Consider the following 21,383-nt stretch of genomic DNA (forward strand, 5'->3'; position numbering starts at 1 on the left):
TTGAAATGAGTGCCGCAATTCACCACTATTGCCGTATTCGTTTTCAAGGTGCGGTTTCATGACTTCAAGATATCTGACTTCGGAACAGGATGGTCGTCTGCGACGGTGGAAGGCCTGGAACAAGCGTTACTTTATTTTTGCGTTCTTCTCGCTGGTCGTCGTTCTGGTCTTCAGTAGCCAGCTTGGACTGTCCAGTGGTGACAGCTGGGGGCCGCTGGGGCTTCTGATTGCTGCGTTAATTACCCCTATTATAATTCTGCAATTGCGTCTTGCATGTCCCGCCTGTGGGCAGAAGATTGGCTGGCAGGCCAAGCTGATGGCACCGGACCAATGCAAGGCCTGTGGCACCTTCCTTCGTGCTAAAAGCGCCTCTTCCTGAAAAAACCTTTGACCTGTGAGTTGCTCACAGGTTTTAGTCTATTCCTAATGCAATGCCCGGTGGCACCCGAGATTGGGTGCCGTCCGTGAATGGAAGGTATCCGATTCCGAAACACGCTCCTTCGGCACATCCATGTGACGCTTGGGCTCCGCCATCCATGGCTCCGCACAGTTTCTGAATCGGATACCTTCCATTCACTTGATGAACATTGGAATGGCCGTCGTAACTATGAAAGTCAAAGAAATCGCGGTAGGCGCTGGCGTGAATCCGGATACCGTCCGTTTCTATACCCGTGAAGGGTTGCTGAAACCTACAAGAAATCCGGACAACAATTACCAACAGTACGATTCTGAGGATTTGCGCAGGCTTCGGTTTGCCCGCAAAGCCCGGCAGCTCGGGTTTTCACTGCCGGAAATCCGACAGATTCTGGAGCAGGCGGACGATCATCATTCGCCCTGCCCGATGGTGCGGGACGTGTTCCAGCAGCGGCTGGTGGAGGTGGAACGTGAGATTGCCGAGTTACAGCAACTGCGTAGTCGTATGACCGCCGCGCTATCCGCTTGGCAGAACATGCCAGACGGTACGCCGGACGGACACACGATCTGCAGGCTGATTGAACACTGGGATGAATCCCTGCCGGACGACGGTTGGAAGGAGTAAGGCTCGATGAATGAGAAAACCGATTTGAACGACGGCCAGATTCAACTGGCCGTTACCGGCGCCAACTGTGCCTCCTGCGTGAATACGATTGAGAGCGCGCTGAAGTCGGTGGACGGCATCACTGGCGCTCACATGAACCTGGCCGACCGAACTGCCACGGCGACCGGGCATGCTGACCCTCAGGCTCTCATCAGGGCGGTGGAAAGCTCCGGCTATGGAGCCAGCCAAATCGAAGACCCTGACGCGGCGGACGACCGCAAGCAGGAGGAGGATCGTAAGCAGTACAAGACCCTGCTGGTGAAGATGGCTGTCAGTCTGGGCCTTGGTCTCGGCCTGATGATATGGGGCATGGGTTTTGGCACCATGATGGTGACCAACGAGAACCAACTGATCTGGCTGACCCTTGGCGTTGTCACCCTGGGCGTCATGGCTGTCACCGGTGGTCACTTTTTCTCCGGAGCGTGGAAAGCGTTCCGGCACCACAATGCGAACATGGATACGCTGATTGCTCTGGGGACCGGCACCGCCTGGGTCTATTCCATGACGGTAGCCAGTATCCCGGATGCGCTGCCGGAAATGGCGCGGCATGTGTATTTTGAAGCGTCAGCGATGATTATCGGGCTGATCAATCTGGGCCAGGCACTGGAGCTACGCGCCAAGGGCAAGACGTCGGAGGCCGTGCGCAGGTTGCTGGACCTCCGCGCAAAAACAGCCCGGGTTATTCGGGATGGCGAGGAGCAGGACCTGCCGGTTGAACAGGTTCGAGCTGGTGATCATATCCGCGTTCGTCCGGGTGAGAAGCTGCCGGTCGACGGGGAAATTACCGAAGGCAGCACGCGCGTAGACGAGAGCATGCTCACCGGCGAGCCCATGCCTGTCAGCAAGGGCGAAGGCGACGAAGTGTCCGCCGGCACCATCAATGCCCACGGCTCCATTATCTACAAAGCCACCCGCGTAGGCAGCGAAACCGCCCTCGCGCAAATCATCCGTCTGGTGAAAAAGGCCCAGGGGTCCAAGCCCGCCATCGGCCGCCTCGCGGACAGAATTTCCTCGGTATTCGTACCCAGTGTGATGCTGATTGCCGTGATATCGGCACTGGTCTGGTACAACGTCGGGCCGGAGCCGGCGGTGGTTCACATGATGGTTGCCGCTACAACGGTGCTGATCATTGCCTGTCCCTGTGCCCTGGGCCTGGCCACGCCTATGTCGGTGATGGTGGGCGTCGGCAAGGCGGCGGAATACGGTGCGCTGATTCGCCAGGGGGATGCCCTGCAGACAGCCGGCAAGCTGGATCTGGTGATTCTGGACAAGACCGGCACCATTACCGAAGGCCACCCGGCGGTCACCCGTTTCCATGCAGCTGACGACGATACCGACAGATTGCTGGCCCTGGCCGCTGGCCTGGAACAACACTCGGAGCACCCTTTGGCAGAAGCAATCATGGCCAAAGCGAAGGAGCAAGGTGCCACCCCCGACACTATCACCAACTTCGAAGCCCTCAACGGCAAAGGCGTGCAGGGCGAGCTGGACGGTCAGACCGTACGCCTGGGTAACCGTCGCTGGCTGGAGAGCGAGAATATTGACCTGGCCGGACTGCAGGACGAGGCAGATGCCATCACCTCCGAGGCCGGAACCCCGCTGTTCCTGGCCATGAGCAATCAGGCCCTGGGGGTGATCGGCGTTGCCGATGCGGTTAAACCGGATTCGGAAGCCGCCATTCGCCGGCTGCACGATGCCGGTATACGGGTGATGATGGTCACCGGTGATGTCGACGGAACCGCCAGGGCCATTGCCCAGAAAACCGGAATTGATGACTACCGGGCCGAAGTGCTGCCGGAAGACAAAGCGAGCATCGTCAGCGAGATGCGGGGCAAGGGCTTCACCGTTGCGATGGTCGGTGATGGCATCAATGATGCTCCGGCCCTTGCCGCTGCGGATGTTGGTTTTGCTATCGGCACCGGCACCGACGTGGCCATTGAAAGTGCCGGTATCACACTGATGCGGGGTTCTCTTCACGGCGTTGCCGATGCCATCGAGATATCCCGGGCCACGGTACGCAATATCCACCAGAACCTGTTCGGCGCCTTTGTCTACAACTCGTTGGGCATACCCGTCGCGGCTGGGCTGCTTTATCCACTTTGGGGAATTCTGATGAGCCCGATACTGGCTGGCGCCGCAATGTCGCTGTCCTCGGTCACGGTCGTCACCAACGCCAACCGGCTGCGACTGTTCAAAACCACCAGCAACGCAGGCAGGGAGAGGAACCAATGAACACACTTCTGGTCAATGCCGGAGGACTGATCCTGATGGCCGCCATCGTCTGGTGGTTCTGGCTGTCACCCTCTGACGGCAGCGAATCAAACCACGATCACAGCCATCATCATTGAGGTAACATCATGAAAAGACACGTGTTGGCCCTTGGCCTTGTTGCAACCTTCGGCCTGAATGGCCAGCTACAGGCCGAAGACGGGCTGAAAGACATCCATGTCTACAAGTCCCCGACCTGCGGCTGCTGTACGGATTGGGTGGACCACCTGAAGGAAAACGGCTTCAAGGTGGAAGTCACTGAAACCAATAACCTGAACCCGATAAAGATCGACGCCGGCCTGACACCGTCACTCGCCAGTTGCCACACCGCGTTTGTCGGCGACTATGTGATTGAAGGTCATGTACCTGCCAATGATATTCACCGGTTGATCGCCCAGGCCCCGAAAGCGAAGGGTCTGTCGGTGCCAGGCATGCCGGCTGGCTCACCCGGCATGGAAGTGGGGGATCGCAAGGACCACTATCAGGTGTTGATGTTCAACGACAGCGGCCAGACCAAAGTCTTCGCAGAACACAACTAGTTTTCCTACACACTTTGCCGTGCCTGCTCTATCATACCTTCCAGATAGATCCAGACTGTGCATAAGGAAAGCTTTTGAGCCTGAAAACCCGACTACTGGGCCTGGCAGCGGCTCTGATGATCATCGCCTCAGTCGCCTCCTGGCTCGCGTATCGGGAACTTTCCGAGGATATCATCGAGCGCTGGGGGCAGCAGGTTGCCGAAATACAGGTGCGCTATGACAGCGCCCGCCTGCTGCAATCCCTGGAACGGGAAATCGGGCTCGCCCGCCAGATGGCCGACTCCTCCACACTGGTCAACTGGGCTACACCTCACCGGAAGATAAGGCGTTACAACGCGACGCCATCCACGAAATGGAAAGCTTCCGGAGCAATTTCCGCGACAACAGTTATTTCGTCGCCCTCCGTGATTCCCGCCGCTACTACTACAACAACGCCGACAACGAATTTGCGGGTGATCAGTTCCGCTACATCCTGGACCCCGACAAACCCGAACATGCCTGGTTCTTCCAACTGATTGAAGAAGGCCGCAACTTTCATCTGAACGTAAACCCCGACGACGAACTGGGGGTTACCAAACTCTGGATCGACGTGCTGATGCGGGACGAAGACGATCGCATCGTCGGCATGGTGGGTACCGGTCTGGACCTGGACGCGTTCCTGCAGGACATCGTGGATATTGACCAGGAAGGCATCACCACCCTGTTCGTGGACTACAATGGCGCGATACAGCTCTACCGCGACCGCAACTACATCGACTTTGCCAGTATCATCAAACCCGAAGGCCAGAAAAGCACCGTCGACCTGCTGTTCGATAACTCCGAAGACAAGCAAAAGGTGTTGGGCATGCTGCAGATCCTCAAAAACCGGGGTGGCGCAACCGGTGCCGTGGAGAGCAGCTTCGTGACCGTGGACGGCCGAAAGCACCTGGCGGGCGTGGCCTTCCTGCCGGCCATCGGCTGGTTCGAAATCACCCTGCTGGATCTTGAAACGCTTCTGCCCCGCAGTTACCTCTGGCCCTTGGTTGCGGTGTTCCTGACCAGTTTGCTGATTACCCTGGTCCTGTTCCATCTGATTATCCGTTCCCGCATCCTCAAACCCCTCATCAGCCTTGAAAGTGCGGTTGAGAAGGTTCGGGGCGGCAGCTTCGCGCTCCCGCACCTGGAAAAACCGGATAACGAGATCGGCCGACTTGCCAGTCATTTCGAAACTATGACCGACACGCTCGAGCACTCAACCCGCGAACTGGAACGGAAGGTAGCGCAACGTACTGATGAACTGAACAGGCTGGCGCGTATTGACGCCCTCACCGGCCTGAAGAACCGCCGTGGTCTGGATGAGGCTCTGGATGAAGAAATACAGCGGGCAAAACGACAGAACACGGGCTTTGGTCTGATCTGGCTGGACATTGACCACTTCAAGGCCATCAACGACGAGCTGGGCCATCAGACCGGTGACGACATTCTCTGCCGCGTCGCACTGTGGCTCAAAGCCGGCGTACGGCCCTACGACCACCCCGGCCGCTGGGGCGGCGACGAATTCGTGGTGGTTCTCTCCCCCTGCGATGAGGACACCCTGTGCCAGATTGCCGCGCGGATACGTGAAACCATCGAAAGGGACAGCATTCGCACCGGCACGCCCGTAACCGTCAGCGTGGGCGGGTACCTCTGCCAGCCCGGTGACGACGTCGATACCATTCTGCGACAGGCCGACCAGGCGCTTTACCGTGTGAAGCAGCAGGGGCGGAATAAAGTGCTTATCACGGATGGATCGGGCCAGGAAATTAACCCCGCGTAACATGGTCTGACTCATACCGCCATAACCGGTATACTCCGCAGCAACACTCAAATTTTATCCAGCCAGGTTCTGTTCATGCTCAATGCCGACGCCCTCAGCCAGTTGCGCCAGCTGAAAACCGATATCGAGGAAAACAAGGTTGTCTTTCCGGGTACCGTCAAAGCCACCAATGGGCGTTTCGGCTTTGTTGCGCTGGATGAGGGGCGGGATGTGTTCCTGCCGCCGGAGGAAATGCAGAAAGTCTTGCCCGGCGACCGCGTCAAGATCACCGAAGAAGAGGGTGACAAAGGCAAGACCCAGGGCATGATCGACGAACTACTGAACACAAGCCTGGACACGTTCGTTGGTCGCTATCTGGTGAAAGGGAAAGGCCACTTTGTGGTGCCGGAAACCCCCGGCATCAACCGCTGGATATTCATACCGCCGAAAGAGCGCCAGGCTGCCGAGCCCGACGATTACATCTACTGCCAGATTCACAAGCATCCCATCAAGGATGGCAAAGGCCAGGCAAAGGTCCTGAAAGTCATTGGCAAAGCCGGTGATACCGGTATCGAACGCGCGCTCACCGTTGCCACCTACCATCTACCGGACGCCTGGCCCGACGCCGTTCAGAAACAGGCCAGTGCGCTGGACGAATCCGCAATCGACGCAAAAAGCGAAGGCCGGGAGGATCGCACCGACCAGCCCTACGTGACCATCGACAGCCCTGGCACCCAGGACATGGATGACGCCCTTCTGGCAGAGCCGAACGCTACCGGCTGGAAACTGTCCATTGCCATTGCTGACCCGACGGCGGTTATCGAGCCGGGCAGTCCTGCCGAGCAGGAGGCCTTCCGCCGTGCCACCGCTATCTACTTTCCCGGCGAACCGCTGCCTATGCTGCCGGACACTCTCAGCACCCGACTATGTTCCCTGATGCCCGACGTTAAACGCCTGGCCCTGGTCTGCGACCTTCAGGTGAACAACGATGGCAGCCTCGGCGACTATCAATTTCACCAGGCAGCAATTCGTTCCCACGGTAAACTCAGCTACGAACTGGTCTCCAACCTGATTGAAGGCCGGGAGGACGACGATATCAAGGCGTTGCCGGATACCGTCTCCAACAGCCTCGACCAGCTCCACCAGATCGCCACCGCTCTTCGCAAGTGGCGCAATGAGCACGCATTGGTAAACGGCGACCGCCCCGAATTCCGGCTGCGCCTGGACGAGAATCGCCGCATACGGCTGATCGAACCCTCCGTTCAGAACGAAGCCCATCGCCTGGTGGAAGAGTGCATGATTGCGGCCAATCGCTGCGCGGCCGACTTCCTGGGGCAACAGAGCAAAGGGCTGTTTATCCAGCATCCGGGCCTGCGCGACGACCGTGCCGATAATATCCGTGCCTTGCTGGAAGGCTATGCCCCTCAGCTCGCTGATATCGACGCCACCAGCGCCGCAGGCTTTCGCGACCTGATGAAGCAGACCGACGGGCTGGAAGCAGAGGTCCCCGTCAAAGCCATTATTTCCCGCCAGCTTGCCCGCGCCGAGCTGTCGTTTACGCCGGCTCCCCATCAGGGCATGGGGCTGGCCGCCTACACCACATTCACGTCGCCGCTTCGCAAGTTCAGCGATTTCCACGTGCATCGACTGATCAAGGCCACCCTGTGGCAGGAGTCGCTGAACGAGCTCAACGAAGACCAACTGGCCGAACTGCAACAGACTCAGATCCGCGCTCGTCAGGCGGCCAACGGCCTTGAGAACTGGCTCAAGAGTGATTTTGCGAAAACCCTGGGCAAGGATGCGATGGCTGGCATGATCAGCCGCACGACACCTGCTGGTTTCTTTGTCCGACTGGATACCAACGGGCTGGAAGGGTTCGTGAGCTGCAAGACACTGGAAGGCAAGTTCAGCTTTGATCCAGTCACTCTACGCTTGGTTCACAACAAGAACGGTCGTACGTTCCAGTTGGAACAACCCGTGACCGTGACCTTTTCAGGCGTGGATGATGAACGAAAGCAGATCCTGTTCGATCTGATGGCGGCGCCGGCTGAAGGCAGCGAGTGCGCAACCACCGACGATGCTTGAAAATCGGGCTCCGGAACACCATCTTTACGAGTAGACAGGCACTTATTCGTTACGGAGGTAAATCCGGATGCCTATCAGCCCAACCGAGTTCCTCAAGAAGTACGGCTTCGAAGAGGAAGAAGAGGAGCGCGACCACAGCCTGCGCCACAATGCGATGGAGCACGCCAAACACCTGAGGCGTCCTCACGCCGGGACACCTCATGACTGGGAGGAGTGGGAGCGTTACAAGAAAGAGCATCCCGACGACATCGAGAATGATGATTGAGGGTGATTAGAAGCGGCCCCGGTCATCCTCCTTCAGCTTGGCAAACATTAGTTTGCAATTTTTTGCATTTCCACACATTCCAAGTCTCTTTCCCGAAAAGAGGCTTATATTTTAATAAATTACGCTTCTGACTCTTCGCTGTCCCCGAGCAATTTTTACCCGAATCTCCCCCCTTGCGCCCTTCCTGGCCTAACACAGTCATTAAAAATTGTTTATACAGTATCCCTGATAGCAAAGTGTCGCTGTTATCGACACCCACTTTAAATCAACACATAAGGGATATCAGGGATGACATTACGTCCTTCTCGTTCCATCTCAAAGGTAAAACGATCTTCGATTAAACGGGCAGGCGTATCACTCCTTGGCCTGTCTCTGGCAACCCTGCTTACGGGCTGCCAAACCTACAGATTCGATCCCAACAGTGTGAGCGCCCCCACCTCGTCGTCCTATAACACCGGGACCGTCCCCTTCACCGTTGTTGGAGACGAACGTCCTGATTGGCTGGTTCCGGAATCCGCTGATGTCCCTGAGGTTGTCGTAACACGCACAACTGAAATGGCTGGAGCACCCGATTTAAATGGTTTGAGCTTTCTTGGCTACATCTTTACGCTGACGCTGGTCCCCATCAAGGACGAAACACCCTATGCAGACGTCTTCTCTCTGACCTGGCAGGGAGAAACGCTGCTGGAAAGCCGTGTCAACTACACTATCGACGGTTATTTCTCTGTTTACTTCCCGACTCCAATGATGTTTCTGGGTACACTGGGCGATCAGGAAGAAGAGAAATCCGTCGCCGAGGCCTACGTTACTGACTATCACAGGGACAACGTTCTGGCCACTATCGATCAACAGCGCACCGAATTCGAGCGGTTTAATCCCCAAACCACCGAAGAAATTGCAGCCTACCTAACCGGCACCGGCGCAAACTCCGTTTACCGGCCTTCTGCCATCCTGCAACTGATCGATCAAGCCCCTGAAACCGACACCCTCGCCTACCATGCTGCCAACAGCAATATACCCGGTTACACCGATCTCCTGCCGGTTCGCTATCAAGCGTGGATGATCGGCCCTGATAGCCTCCGTGGCATCGATCTGGAGACCCGATTGGCGCAGGGCGTCGACGCAGATCAACTGCTGGTGCAGATGCTCAACGCCTACCCAAATCAGCCCATTCAATCCGGCTACTACACGGGAATGACCCGGGCTCACCATCAAGTACTCAAGGACGCCGGTCTCCCCGAGGGGTTGGTGGATCGCATGACCAATGAGGCCCCACCGGCCCAGCTATTGGCTGCGGCGAATACCGGTAAACTCCGTGACGAAAACGGCAACATCCGGATTCCAACTCAGGAAGAGCTTCTCGAACAACTGGTGCGCAAGGACAATCAAGGCAAATACATGAGCCCCTACACCAGCGACGACGTGCTGGCCGAGTGGGTCAACTCCGCCATTAACGCCAACATCGGCTCAACCGTTGGCACCGGCGTCGGTGCAGCAGCCGGCGCGTATCTGGGTGAGAAAGCTCTTGAACAGGTGCCGTTTGTTGGGGGTTTCCTGGGCGGTGCTGTTGGCGCCGAAGTCGGCAAGAGCATTGGCCGGGAAACCGCTATCAGCGCGTCCGGCGGCTGGGAAGCCATTCGCGGCTCGTCCGACCGCAGCTTTGACGATATATCGTCCATGGCTCGCTATCTGAAGGCAAAGTACGGCCATACCGGCAACTTTGTTGACGCTATGGATGCCACCCGACAGATCTACCCCGAACTGGCCGAGACCCTCGCGCAAGTCCGCTAACATCAAATGGAGAATGGAATGCTTAAAACTGCACTGACAACGGCTTGCGCCCTGGCGACGGCAACTCTGGTTTTGTCTGGCTGTGCCGGCAACATCGAAAACGTTAAGGGCAAACCCACAGTCTACGAAGATGCTTCGAGCACAGGGCGAGTTGGCGGCGTGGGTATCGAAAGCCAGGACGTTGTCGCCGTCACCGACCAGATGATGCGGGACATGCTGGCCAACCCGATGCTGACCGGTCGCTCTACACCGCCTCGCATTATCATCGACAACGAGTACATCAGAAACGAGAGCACCTCGGTGGTCAACACCAACATGCTCACCGACCGCCTGCGCATCGAACTGAATCGAGCCGCCAACGGCCGTATGGTCTTTGTGGGTCGCCACTTCTCCGACATGGTCCAGAAAGAGCGCGACCTGAAGCGTGACGGCGCCGTCGACGGCGGTACGATCCGCCAGACTGCCGCGCAGGCCGGTGCCGATTTCCGCATGGGTGGCCGTATCACGTCACTGGACGCCATCGACCGCGACACCGGTACCCAATCCCGCTACAGCCAGATCAGCTTCGAAATGGTCGATCTTGAACTGGGCACCATCGTGTGGAGCGGACTCTATGAAATGAGAAAGGCGGCCAAGGACAATGTGGTCTATCGATAAGCGACTGTTAACACCTGCGCTGGCCACGATTCTGGCCGGCGCCATCGCTGGCTGCGCGTCTGGCCCCAAGGTCTATGACCGGGCTGCGCTCGCACCTGCGGAACAAAGCCTCATCAACAGCAAGCCTGCGGCTCTGAGGGCTGACTTCCAGAACCTGTTTGAAGAAGGCCCTCGCAACAAGGTGCTGAACCTGATGGAAATCGGGGTCAAAGCCTACCGGGCCGGCTATCGGGACGAGGCGAAGAACACGCTGACCCAGGCCCGGCTTGAGATCGAGAACGTCTACGCCGATTCCGAGGCCGCCAGAAAGGCACGAAGCATCTGGTACGAGGAAGCTGAAAAAGACTTCAAGGGCGAACCCTACGAACGGGCCATGGTGTATTTTTACCTCGGCCTGATCTACCTGGAAGACGGCGACTATGGCAACGCCCGCGCCAGTTTTCTGGCCGGCCTGCTGCAGGATGCCTTCGCCGAGGAAGAACAGAACAGCACGGATTTCGCACTGCTGTTATACCTTGCTGGCTGGTCCGCACAGCAAATGGGCAGCGACCAACTGGCCGCAGAGCATTTTGAAGAGCTCAAGCTTTACCGACCAGATGCCCCCATTCCTGGGGCCAACGACAATGCTCTGCTGATTGTCGAAACCGGTAAATCGCCCCGCAAACTTGGTGACGGCGTTGGTCACTATCAGTTGGTGTATCGACGGGGCAAGAACTTCCGGGATGTTGGCGCCGAAGTCAGGAATGGCGAAGAGTGGTCGTCGGTTTACCCTATGGAAGATGTCTTCTTCCAGGCCTCAACCCGGGGTGGACGCGCCATCGACCGTATCGTGGAAGGTCAGATCCAGTTCAAGGAAAATACCCGCGCCGTCGGCTCGACCCTTAGCACAGTCAGTCAGGACAGCATACTGGCAGGTGCCAGTGCTGCGGCCGGTGGTGCACTGGGTGCCGGTTTCGCTGCTGTGAGCCTGATCAGCGTGGCCGCAGATGGTCTGTCGGCCTCCGCCAATACCCGTGCCGACATACGCTATTGGGCCGGACTGCCAGACACCATTCATGTCATACCGGTGACCGCTGCCGAGGGAGAGCCAGTCGTCGTTCGCTTCCTCGATCAGTACGACCAGCCAATCCCCGGACTCACCGATTCAACCGCATTCACCTTTGATGATCGCGGGGCGGGCCTGGCCTTTGCCACCTCCCGGCGCCCGAATTCAGGAGACACTCAATGAAACATCTCGTTAAAACACTGACCGCAGCGGCCATGGGACTGGGCCTGCTGGCAGGCTGCGCTAGCCTGCCGTCAGACAGCACCAAACTGACTGAGCGCACAGCTCCAGTCACTATGAACTCCGTGGTGTTCAGCGACTACAACCTGAAACGCACTTGGGTCGGTGGCCTGTTCGGCGACGGCGAACGCTATCGTTTGTCCGTGGTACAGCATGGTCAGCGCGCAACCGCGACCGGCACCACCGAGGTATACGCGGTGCTGCGCAACCACACCGACTACGATTACCAAGTCGAAGCTCGCACCCAATTCTTCGATCAGGATGGCGTGCCGACCGATGTAAGGCCCACCTGGCAACGAACCACGGTACCCGCCAACAGCCTCTCCACGTACCGGGAACTGTCTACCACCGCGCAGCCTTTGCAGTACCGCGTGGAAGTCCGGGAGCTGAACTGATGAAACGTCTCGCCATTGTATTCTGTGCGCTCGTGCCAGGCCTCAGCCTGGCCGCGAGCCAGAACCATGAAGCGGCACCAATGATGGCACCGGCCCAGAAACCATTAACCGATAACGACCTGCAGAATGAACGTTCCGCGCCGCAACGACAGGAAAGTGTGAACGCGATACTCAACCGCTTTCGTGCAGCTTTTGACGGCAACATGCCCAGGGTGGCTGTTTTCTGGAACCGGGCGTTTGACGATCAGGTCAGTGACTGGAGCAGCAACACACGGGGCGTGCTATCCGCCCGGGGCTCGCTGAAAGGTAAGGTTCCAGACGGTAATGTCGACCTGCAGGGACAAAGCCAGGCTGCTGCGCAGGCAGAGTATCGCTCGAACCGAACGTCCGGCCCGGCAGGCCCCGCCTTTGAGTTACAGAGTGGCCTGGTCAGCCAACTGGCGGAAGCCGGCGTCACCGTAGTGGACCGGAATGCCATCATGCGCATCACCGATAACGCCCTGGAAACCGGCGATTTCTCACGTTTGTCACCGGACCAGCGCCGCCTCGAAATGCGCGCGCTGGGTGAACACGCCGACATGCTACTGGTGTTTCGCCGACTGGCGAATGACCGCTTCGAAATCGAAGTACTGGACGTTCACAACGGTTCGATTCGCGCCATGTTGAGTTCCAACGGTGTCCCTCCCAAGAGGGACAAGGCTCGCCAGTGGAAAGCAACCGATCACGGCTTCCAGAAAATCGAGCACGCCGTCACGCTGGATGAAATCGGTGGTGAACTCGCACTCCAGACCCTGGCAAGCGTTGCCCGCTAACGCTCAATACCTGACCTTGAACTGAGAAGGACTGTTGTTCCATGAGGTTCCAACTGAAGCCTACCCTGTTCCTGAGGTAGACAAACCCGGCGACGGCCTGATCGGCGCCACGATTGACGAAACAGAATACGGCTCAGAACCAAACTTCAGCGAGGTCATGAAAGCGACCAGTCAGATATACCCCGAGTTCGCGACGGCGCTGGCCTCGGCCTATTAAGTATTGTCAGTGGAGCGGCTGGAGTGCATACGCGTCAGCCGCTCATCTTTGTCACGCCACAGGTCCGCCAACCAGTTTTTTACGTTCTTACGATGCTCGGCATCGGTTGCATAATCCCGACCTTTGAGCTCACCCGGAATGGTAAGCGTGTCGATATCCATCTTCACTTCCCGGACCCTTCCGCACATGAAATCCCAGAAGGTCGGAGCGCCGCCCGGATAACCGATAGTGACATCGACCAGGGTGTCGATAGAATCACCCATGGCATCCAGCACAAAAGCCACGCCACCAGCCTTAGGCGTCAACAGGTGGGTGTATTTTGATTTCTGTTTGTCGTGCTTGGCCTGGGTAAAACGAGTACCTTCCACGAAATTCATAACGCTCACCGGGGTGTAGCGGAATCGTTCACACGCCTGCCTTGTGGCTTTCAGGTCTTCCCCACGCTTTTCCGGATGCTTGATCAGGTACTCACGGGTGTAGCGCTTCATAAAGGGGAAATCCAGCCCCCACCAGGCCAGCCCAATCACCGGCACCCAGATCAGTTGTTGCTTGAGAAAGAACTTAAGGAACGGTGCCCGGTGGTTGAACACCCGCTGCATGGCGAAGATATCGACCCAGCTCTGGTGGTTGCTGAGCACCAGATACCAGCTTTCCCGCTTAAGTTTTTCATCGCCTTGGACAGTCCACTCCGTGCCCTGAGTGAGCTTCATCCAGCCAGTGTTGCAAGCAACCCAGGCTTCGGCGATCCAGATGATGACTTTGGTGCACAGTACCCGGAAACCGGTGTGGGGAATAATCAGCTTCAATATCGCCGGGATGTAGAGAAGCAGGCACCAAAACAGGGTATTCAGCCCCAGGAGGATGGAACTGATGACGCCGATAACGGGAGCTGGCAGGAAGCTGAGCATGGTTGTCCTGTTGTTGGTTTTTTAAGATGGCTGAATGATACCAATGGTTGGCAGGTTTGGGCAGTGGCCTGAAGTGACCTGTTTGCCATTGGTGGTGGACGTTCTTGCCATAGTTCTGGCCTGTATGGATAGTCTAGTCTGGTTGGGCCTCGGTAGCTGCGCAAATATGAAAGCGACACATATTCTATGGACAACTCTATCCCCAATCCGGTGAAATACGCTGTCGAAAAAACCTCGGGGCTGGCCCGACAGACTACACTTTATGCCGGTAATGCGTTCGACCGCGTGTTCCGGGCCGCTAGCCTGGTACAAGCCGGGCAAACACCCTTCGAGACGCTCTATACCGACGGATTAGTGAGCTTGCGTTACTACCCGCCGCTTGCGGAAGACTTTATCGAGCTGGACGGCGAGATGGTTGATGTGGAGCGCACGCCCCACAAGACGCCGATCGTGATCGTGCCGCCACTGGCGGTGAACATGCTGATCTACGACCTGTTTCCCCAACGCAGTCTGGTGCGTTTCCTGCGGGCCAAGGGGTTTGAGGTGTACCTGATCGACTGGGGCGTACCCACGCGCCAGCACAGTCACTACAACCTCCACACCTACGTGGCGGAGCTACTACCAGCGTACCTGAACCGGGTAAGGGAGCACAGCGGGGAGCAGGAGCTGTCTCTGCACGGCTGGAGCCTGGGGGGCATGTTCACGCTGTTCTACTCCGCCCTCAGCCGCGACCAGCACATCCGCAATGCCATCGTATTGGGCTCCCCCATAGACAGTCATGCATCAGGGCTGATGGGATTGATGTACCAGCGAGTGTCCGATGTCGCCGACTTCGTCCGCAAACGCACCGGCTTCCGCCTGCACGACGTGAAACCTCATTGGTTCCATTCCCCGGGCTGGGCCAACACCATCGGCTTCAAACTTACCAACCCCATCGGCAGCGTGATGGGCTACTGGGAACTTATCGTCCGCCTTGGTGACCGCGATTTCGTCGCCAGCCACGCCACTACCTCCGCCTTCCTCGATCGCATGGTCGCCTACCCCGGCGGCATCGTTCAGGACGCTGTCGTCCGCCTGTGGATCGACAACGAACTCTCCAAAGGCCAGATCCAGATCGGCGAAGACGTCGCCAGAATGGACAATGTAAACGCCAACTTACTCGCCATCGCTGGCGACACCGACACCCTGGCCACACCCGACGCGGTCAAACGCATCGAAGACCACGTCAGCTCAAAAGACGTTACCTTCCGGGTTACGCCCGGGGGTCACATGGGGATTCTGGCCGGTAGCAAAGCGCCGAAGGAGAGCTGGCTGGAAATGGCGGAGTGGCTGGCTGAAAGATCGGACTGACCCAAGGCACGCTAACTCACAACTCTGGGCGGAGTGCGTCTATGGCTTTCCAAAACTGTGCGGAGCCAGGGATGGCGGAGCCCAAGCGTACATGGGTGTATTCACAGCGTGTTTTGGAAAGCCATAGACGCACTTCGCTTCCGTCAGATCTAGAGGTTATTCAAGGTAGCAGGCAATTCGGAAAGACTCCGGACCACCGCGTTAGGCTCAATCCCCCAGTCTTCAAAAACCTTCCCAGCGCCTCGCTGCACCCAAATCGCCGTCAACCCAGCCGCGCGAGCGCCAATGACGTCCCATGAGTTGCTGGACACCAGACACATAGGCTTATCCATGGCTCCGGTCGCCCGCCGCGCATAGGCATACACCGCAGGGTCCGGCTTGAAGCTCTTGATATCATCCACCGACACCAGCCCCTCAAACAGATCCAGCAAATGGTTATGCCCCAGTACCTTCTCCAACGCCGGATAGGTGCCATTTGAAAAGGCAAACATCCGATACTCGCCCTTCAGGGATTCGAGTGCCGGCAACGAGTCGTCAAACGCTGGCAGTGAGAGATAAGCCCCCATCAACTCATCTTCCCGCTCTCCACTCAGGCTCAACCCATGGCTGGCCATCGCATACCTCAGCGCCTGCCGGGTACAGGCCCCGAAATCCTCGTACATTCGCATCAGTCCCTTTCGAAAGGAAAACTCCAACTGCTTTTCCCGCCACTGGGCACTCACGGATTCCGCCGCCTCACCGGCATCCGGCGCCAACAGGTCCGCCATCCCCATAGGGTCTACCAGGGTTCCGTATACATCGAAGGCCAGGATTGGTTTCATCAGTAGCTCCTCTCTTTATTCAATCATCGTCGCTACATCGTAAACCTATCAGCATCATTTTTTGAATGCTTATTCAAATCAGTAGCGCCATACACATCGGAATGGGCAACTTCCAATCCCTGGAGTACACTGCCATTCATGAACCCCATTGATACATTCAACCTCGACATTCGCTCCCTCAGCACCTTCATTGCGGTGCTGGACGAGGGTAGCGTTTCAAGGGCCGCTGTACGCTTGGGCGTGAGCCAGTCAGCCGTCAGCCACACCCTAGACCGTCTGCGTCAGGCCCTGGGCGACGCCCTGTTCGTCAAATCAGGACGGGGCATCGTCCCCACGCGGCATGCCCTCCAGGCCGGCCCACACATTCGCCAGATACTGGACGACCTGCATTCCCTGTCATCCGGCCCGCCCTTCACACCAGCCACCGCCGAGTTCACCTTCACCATCGCCGCCAACGACTACCAACGTGACCTACTATTGCCCGGCCTGTTGTCAGTGATACGACAGGAAGCTCCGGGCATCCGCCTGCAGGTTATCCCTTCGGGTATTCCGACCGCCGACATGCTACGCAAAGACCTGTGTGACTTGATTATTTCCCCTCACGCACCGGAAACCACCGACATCATGCAGCGGGGCCTGATGGCGGATCAGATGGTGGTTTTTTACGATCCCGCCATCCGACAACCCCCGGAATCCCTGGCGGATTACCTGAAGGCGGACCATATCGCCATCTTATTCGGCACGGGTGAAAAAACGGCGTTCGAGGGCTCATTGGCCGCTCAGGGGTTGACCCGGAGAACCGCCGTGACGGTCTCCAACTTCTCTGGCCTGCCAGGCTTCCTGCGCGGCACCGACCTGCTTGCCACCGCGCCAAAACGCATGAGTGAGGACTTACTGCAACAGTTTTCATGGGCTCCCCTACCGTTTGACTACAAGCCATTCACGTTGCTGATGCTGTGGCACAAACGCAACCAGAACGACCCCGCTCACCGCTGGATTCGGAACCACGTCAACGGCGTAGCAGCGACCAGCAACGGCCTCGGCACCTAATCCATCTGATTTGTTCATACGTTGTATGAAATAGCTGGTCGTTATCCCAGGACAGTACAAGCGTAAACTTCTCCTATCAGATTGAGCGCTGGGAGAGAGCCGGCCTTCTGAAACACGCTGTAAATACATCCCTGTACGCTCGGCTCCGCCATCCATGGCTCCGCACGGTTTCAGAAGGCCGGCTCTCTCCCAGTGCGGTACTCCAAAAATTCCGGGATTAGTAATGCTCGCACTTACCAGTGTTTGGACAACGATACTATTGGCAGCCGCAGTCGCCCTCGGGCCACTGGCGATTGATATGTATCTGCCTGCCTTACCCGCCATGGGAGAGGCGCTTTCGGCCAATACAGGACAGGTACAGCTTACGCTGAGCATTTACATGGCAGGGTTCGCCATTGCCCAGTTGATCTGCGGTCCATTGGCTGACCGTTTCGGACGTAAACCCATCATGATTGGCGGCTTCCTGCTGTTTGCAGTTGCCAGTGTGGTATGCGCCCTCGCCACAAACATCGAAACCTTGATCCTCTGCCGCTTCCTTCAAGCGCTGGGCGGCTCCGCCGGTCCGGTACTTGGCCGCGCGGCGGTGCGGGATATCTACTCACCAAGGGACGCGGCGAAAATCATGGCTATACTCGCCAGCATCATGGCCCTGGCACCGGCTGTTGCGCCCACGCTGGGTGGGTTCATGGTTGTCGGACTGGGATGGCCATCAATATTCCTGGCACTGGGTGGCTACGCGCTGATCATGGCCGTAGTGGTTGCGGTGGGCATTCCCGAACCGATGAGCCCGGAAAACCGCCAATCCCTTCGCATCAGCAGCCTGTGGAATAATTACCGGGCAATTGCCTCGGACATAAGCTTCCTGGGGTACACCCTGACCAATTCCCTGACGTTCGCTGGCCTGTTCGCTTTCCTGTCAGGCTCATCGTTCGTGCTGATTGATTTCCTGGGCGTGGAACCCCAACACTTCGGTCTGTTTTTCGCCTGCATCGTAGCCGGTTACATTGGCGGCAACCTCACGGCCATCCGCCTGGGCCGCTCTTTGACGCCTGATCAAATTCTGGTCCGTGGCCTGATTGTGGCAGTGGCCGGTGGTTCTTTAATGGCCGCGCTGGCAACGGCCCAGATTTATAACGTCTGGGCCGTCATTCTCCCCCAATCGCTGCTGATGGTAGGTGTGGGCATGGTTCTACCCCAGACCATGGCCGGAGCCCTGGCCAACTTCCCCAGCATGGCCGGCTCCGCATCGGCGTTGTTCGGCTTCACCCAGATGGTGGTTGCTGCAGCCGTGGGTGCACTGGTGGGGCATTTCCACGATGGTACGTCACTGGTTATGGCAGGTATCATTGCCACCTGTGGCATTGGTGCCCTGGGCAGCTACCTGCTGCTGGTCCAGCGCCATCCGGCTCCCGGATTTGAACCCGCCTGAAACCGACTTAACTCGACTCCCGGATGAAAAAGCATCCAAAATGGGCTACACAGAGTAAGCTGTTAAACACAAATCCATTGAGTTAGAAGCAGGGAGTTCCACATGAGCAATGTCACACTCGGCGGCAACCCGATTACTGTAAGCGGCGCCCTTCCACAAAACGGCGACACCGCCCCCGACTTCACCCTCACCACCCAGGGGCTGGAAGACGTCACCCTCGACAACTGGGCTGGCAAGCGCAAAGTCCTGAACATCGTGCCCAGCGTAGACACCCCGACCTGCGCCACCTCCACCCGCAAGTTCAACGAGAAAGCCAGCAGCCTGGACAACACCGTGGTGCTTGTAATCTCTGGTGACCTGCCGTTTGCCGCCGCTCGATTCTGCGGCGCCGAAGGCCTGGAAAACGTCATTACCCTTTCCAGCTTTCGCAACTACAGCTTCCAACAGGATTACGGCGTTGCCATTCAGGACGGACCACTTGCGGGCCTGACCTCCCGTGCGGTGGTGGTTCTGGATGAAAACAACAAGGTTTTGCACAGTGAATTGGTGGGTGAAATCAAGGAAGAACCGAATTACGAGGCTGCTCTTTCGGTACTCTAATTTCCAGTACTCCTATTCACTGAAAGCGACTCCATAATAGATGTGCGAAGGCCGGGGTCCCTTCCCCAGACCGTGCATTGCCAGGGATGGCAATGCCGAGCCCCCATGGATGGGTTCACGGCGTGTCTGGGGAAGGGACCCCGGCCTTTGCACCCAATCACAAATCGAAAACTGCTAAGATCGCCCCCCAAACAAACCATCAGGAATCCAAGCCACCAACGTGACGAACGCCGCCCCACAAGCCAGCCTGCCGCGCCAGTTGTTCACCATGACCTGGCCCATGCTCTTTGGCGTGCTGTCACTGATGACCTTCCAACTGGTCGACAGCGCCTTTATCGGCCAACTGGGCCGCGACCCATTGGCGGCACTGGGCTTCACACTGCCCATGCAACAGCTCATCATCGGCCTGCAAGTGGGCCTGGGCATCGCCACCACCGCCATCATTTCCCGAACCCTTGGCGCAGGCGACCAACTCCGGGCTGAACGCCTGGGCGGCCTCGTTGTCACCGTTGGCGCCACTCTGGTGATCATTCTGTGCATCGCCCTCTGGCTGCTGCAGACCCAAATCATGGTGGGACTGGGTGCCGAACAGAATTTGCTGCCGCTAATCCGTAGTTACTGGATACCCTGGCTGCTATCCGCCTGGACCGGCGCCATGCTCTATTTCGGCTATAGCGTGTGCCGCTCCCACGGTGACACCAAGCTCCCCGGCTACATGATGGTCGCGACCAGTCTGGCAAACATCGCCCTGGACCCTCTGTATATCTTCGTCTTTGGCTGGGGCCTGCAGGGTGCTGCCTTGGCAACGGTGACCGCCTTCGGCATTGGCTGCCTGTTTATCTACCCCAAACTGCTACGCTCAGGCTGGATACGCTTCGACCTCAAGCAGCTGGCCCTGGGCCAGGCACTCAAACAATTGAACGGCATCATGGCACCGGCCATGGTCAGCCAGCTGATGCCGCCAGCCTCAGCCATGTTCGCCACCGCCTTGGTGGCGGGCTTTGGCTCCGCCGCCGTCGCTGCCTGGGGCTTGGGAACCCGCCTGGAGTTCTTCTCCATCGTAGTGGTGCTGGCGCTGACTATGTCGATGCCGCCCATGATTGGCCGCATGCTCGGGGCCGGGGAGCTTGCAAGGATTCGCGTTCTCGTACGCCTGGCTGTCCGTTTCGTGGTGGTGTGGCAACTGGCCATTGGATTGGTCTGGCTATTGGCGTCGGGGCTGGTGTCAGAGCTGTTCACCAGCGACCGGGCGGTCAGCGAGGTACTGGGTAGCTACCTGATACGGGTACCGCTGAGCTACACCGGCCTGGGCATCTGCATGCTGATGGTGTCTGTGTGCAATGCACTGGGGTTGGCCATGCGGGCACTGCTGGTGTCAGTTTTGCGCTTGTTCCTATGCTTTTTACCGCTACTTTGGCTCGGCGCTCAGATCGGGGGCATCAACGGCCTGATGAGTGGTGCGCTAGTTGGCAACCTGATGGCTGGCATCATGGCTTACCTATTCTACCGGCAGGGCATCCGAAAGCTGGCCGTCGAGGGCTGATTCTTAGTCGCCAAATCGGGCCCGGAAACGCTCTGGCATGGGCACAACGGATTTACGCTGGTAGTTGAAGAACACGAAGCCGTACTTAGCCAGTGCTACGGGCTGCCCGCTCTCCGCCTTCGTTACCCGAAATACGAAATCCCCGCCATATTTGTTGAAGTCCATTAGCCCCACTTCAAACCTGAGCATTTCCGGGAAGAAAGACTCCGATTGGTACATCGTAGCCAAGTCGGTCACGATGATACCCACACCGTCTTTGTCTGCCTCCTGGACACCATAGTTCACCAGGAATTGGGCCCTGGCTTCGGACAGCATGGAAATCAACGCATCATTACCCAGGTGGTTGGCACCATTGATATCGGTGATCCGAACCGGCATATTGGTTTCAAAATAGAAAACATCATCTGGGAAAGAAAGCTTGATTCGGGCCAAGTCGGAGTTCCTGTGTGGGGGAATTTTCTGTGAACCCAATGATACTTGGTTGTAACCATGCCTACACCCCAAGACAGCAGACCG

The 21,383-nt window shown here is 57.7% G+C and carries 20 protein-coding genes and 1 pseudogene; 18 read left to right on the plus strand and 3 right to left on the minus strand.

Translation table 11 applies throughout. The features are described from left to right. The first annotated feature begins 58 nt into the window (after positions 1–58). The 13 genes and pseudogenes from AC0B60_RS03530 (at position 59) to AC0B60_RS03590 (ending at position 13,166) form a co-directional block, all read left to right on the plus strand. Positions 59–379: a hypothetical protein gene (locus tag AC0B60_RS03530; RefSeq protein ID WP_465084070.1), complete on the plus strand. Its 321-nt coding sequence runs from the start codon at positions 59–61 to the stop codon at positions 377–379. 228 nt (positions 380–607) lie between these two features. Further along, on the plus strand, positions 608–1,039 hold the full coding sequence (locus AC0B60_RS03535) for a MerR family transcriptional regulator (protein WP_465084680.1): 432 nt from the start codon (positions 608–610) through the stop codon (positions 1,037–1,039). Positions 1,040–1,045: 6 nt separating this feature from the next. Next, positions 1,046–3,310, plus strand: a complete 2,265-nt coding sequence (locus AC0B60_RS03540; protein WP_465084072.1) for a heavy metal translocating P-type ATPase — start codon at positions 1,046–1,048, stop codon at positions 3,308–3,310. A gap of 125 nt (positions 3,311–3,435) precedes the next feature. Then, positions 3,436–3,885, plus strand: a complete 450-nt coding sequence (locus AC0B60_RS03545; protein ID WP_465084074.1) for a DUF411 domain-containing protein — start codon at positions 3,436–3,438, stop codon at positions 3,883–3,885. Positions 3,886–3,959: 74 nt separating this feature from the next. Further along, a pseudogene (locus tag AC0B60_RS03550) lies at positions 3,960–5,680 on the plus strand (sensor domain-containing diguanylate cyclase). 75 nt (positions 5,681–5,755) lie between these two features. Continuing rightward, positions 5,756–7,744 (plus strand): ribonuclease R family protein, encoded by a 1,989-nt coding sequence (locus tag AC0B60_RS03555; protein WP_465084076.1) that lies wholly within the window; start codon positions 5,756–5,758, stop codon positions 7,742–7,744. Between the two features lie 67 nt (positions 7,745–7,811). Next, a complete protein-coding gene (locus AC0B60_RS03560) occupies positions 7,812–8,009 on the plus strand; it encodes a hypothetical protein (protein WP_465084077.1) in 198 nt (65 codons plus the stop codon). Between the two features lie 555 nt (positions 8,010–8,564). Further along, positions 8,565–9,800, plus strand: a complete 1,236-nt coding sequence (locus tag AC0B60_RS03565; protein WP_465084079.1) for a carboxyl-terminal protease-like protein — start codon at positions 8,565–8,567, stop codon at positions 9,798–9,800. Between the two features lie 18 nt (positions 9,801–9,818). Further along, complete coding sequence (locus AC0B60_RS03570) at positions 9,819–10,457, plus strand: penicillin-binding protein activator LpoB (protein WP_465084080.1); 639 nt, start codon at positions 9,819–9,821, stop codon at positions 10,455–10,457. Further along, positions 10,441–11,685, plus strand: coding sequence for a COG3014 family protein (locus AC0B60_RS03575; protein ID WP_465084082.1), 1,245 nt, complete (start codon positions 10,441–10,443; stop codon positions 11,683–11,685). The genes AC0B60_RS03570 and AC0B60_RS03575 overlap by 17 nt, the downstream gene beginning before the upstream one ends. Then, a complete protein-coding gene (locus tag AC0B60_RS03580) occupies positions 11,682–12,137 on the plus strand; it encodes a YcfL family putative periplasmic lipoprotein (protein WP_465084084.1) in 456 nt (151 codons plus the stop codon). Before AC0B60_RS03575 ends, AC0B60_RS03580 begins: the two co-directional genes overlap by 4 nt. Then, positions 12,137–12,949, plus strand: coding sequence for a hypothetical protein (locus AC0B60_RS03585; RefSeq protein WP_465084086.1), 813 nt, complete (start codon positions 12,137–12,139; stop codon positions 12,947–12,949). Before AC0B60_RS03580 ends, AC0B60_RS03585 begins: the two co-directional genes overlap by 1 nt. A 34-nt stretch (positions 12,950–12,983) precedes the next feature. Next, positions 12,984–13,166: a hypothetical protein gene (locus AC0B60_RS03590; RefSeq protein WP_465084088.1), complete on the plus strand. Its 183-nt coding sequence runs from the start codon at positions 12,984–12,986 to the stop codon at positions 13,164–13,166. Here AC0B60_RS03590 and AC0B60_RS03595 read toward each other — a convergent pair. Then, positions 13,163–14,074: an acyltransferase gene (locus AC0B60_RS03595; protein ID WP_465084090.1), complete on the minus strand. Its 912-nt coding sequence runs from the start codon at positions 14,072–14,074 to the stop codon at positions 13,163–13,165. The two genes, AC0B60_RS03590 and AC0B60_RS03595, sit on opposite strands and share 4 nt — an antisense overlap. Positions 14,075–14,272: 198 nt before the next feature. Here AC0B60_RS03595 and AC0B60_RS03600 point away from each other — a divergent pair, with 198 nt between their 5' ends. Next, on the plus strand, positions 14,273–15,424 hold the full coding sequence (locus AC0B60_RS03600; protein ID WP_465084682.1) for an alpha/beta fold hydrolase: 1,152 nt from the start codon (positions 14,273–14,275) through the stop codon (positions 15,422–15,424). A 149-nt stretch (positions 15,425–15,573) separates the two neighbouring features. Here the strand turns inward: AC0B60_RS03600 and AC0B60_RS03605 are convergent, their stop codons facing one another. Next, the gene (locus AC0B60_RS03605) at positions 15,574–16,245 is read right to left on the minus strand and encodes a haloacid dehalogenase type II (protein WP_465084092.1); all 672 of its coding nucleotides are present in this window, start codon (positions 16,243–16,245) and stop codon (positions 15,574–15,576) included. Positions 16,246–16,383: 138 nt separating this feature from the next. Here AC0B60_RS03605 and AC0B60_RS03610 point away from each other — a divergent pair, with 138 nt between their 5' ends. From AC0B60_RS03610 to AC0B60_RS03625, 4 genes are all read left to right on the plus strand, one after another. Further along, a complete protein-coding gene (locus AC0B60_RS03610; protein ID WP_465084094.1) occupies positions 16,384–17,295 on the plus strand; it encodes a LysR family transcriptional regulator in 912 nt (303 codons plus the stop codon). 223 nt (positions 17,296–17,518) lie between these two features. Beyond that, positions 17,519–18,724 (plus strand): multidrug effflux MFS transporter, encoded by a 1,206-nt coding sequence (locus AC0B60_RS03615; protein ID WP_465084096.1) that lies wholly within the window; start codon positions 17,519–17,521, stop codon positions 18,722–18,724. A 102-nt stretch (positions 18,725–18,826) separates the two neighbouring features. Further along, positions 18,827–19,324: a thiol peroxidase gene (tpx, locus tag AC0B60_RS03620; protein WP_465084098.1), complete on the plus strand. Its 498-nt coding sequence runs from the start codon at positions 18,827–18,829 to the stop codon at positions 19,322–19,324. A 268-nt stretch (positions 19,325–19,592) separates the two neighbouring features. Then, on the plus strand, positions 19,593–20,867 hold the full coding sequence (locus AC0B60_RS03625) for an MATE family efflux transporter (RefSeq protein WP_465084684.1): 1,275 nt from the start codon (positions 19,593–19,595) through the stop codon (positions 20,865–20,867). Positions 20,868–20,870: 3 nt separating this feature from the next. On the opposite strand, the gene AC0B60_RS03630 is transcribed toward AC0B60_RS03625, so the two are convergent. Beyond that, positions 20,871–21,299, minus strand: coding sequence for a thioesterase family protein (locus tag AC0B60_RS03630; RefSeq protein WP_465084100.1), 429 nt, complete (start codon positions 21,297–21,299; stop codon positions 20,871–20,873). Between the last annotated feature and the right edge of the window lie 84 nt (positions 21,300–21,383).

Source organism: Marinobacter sp. V34, from assembly GCF_055524115.1.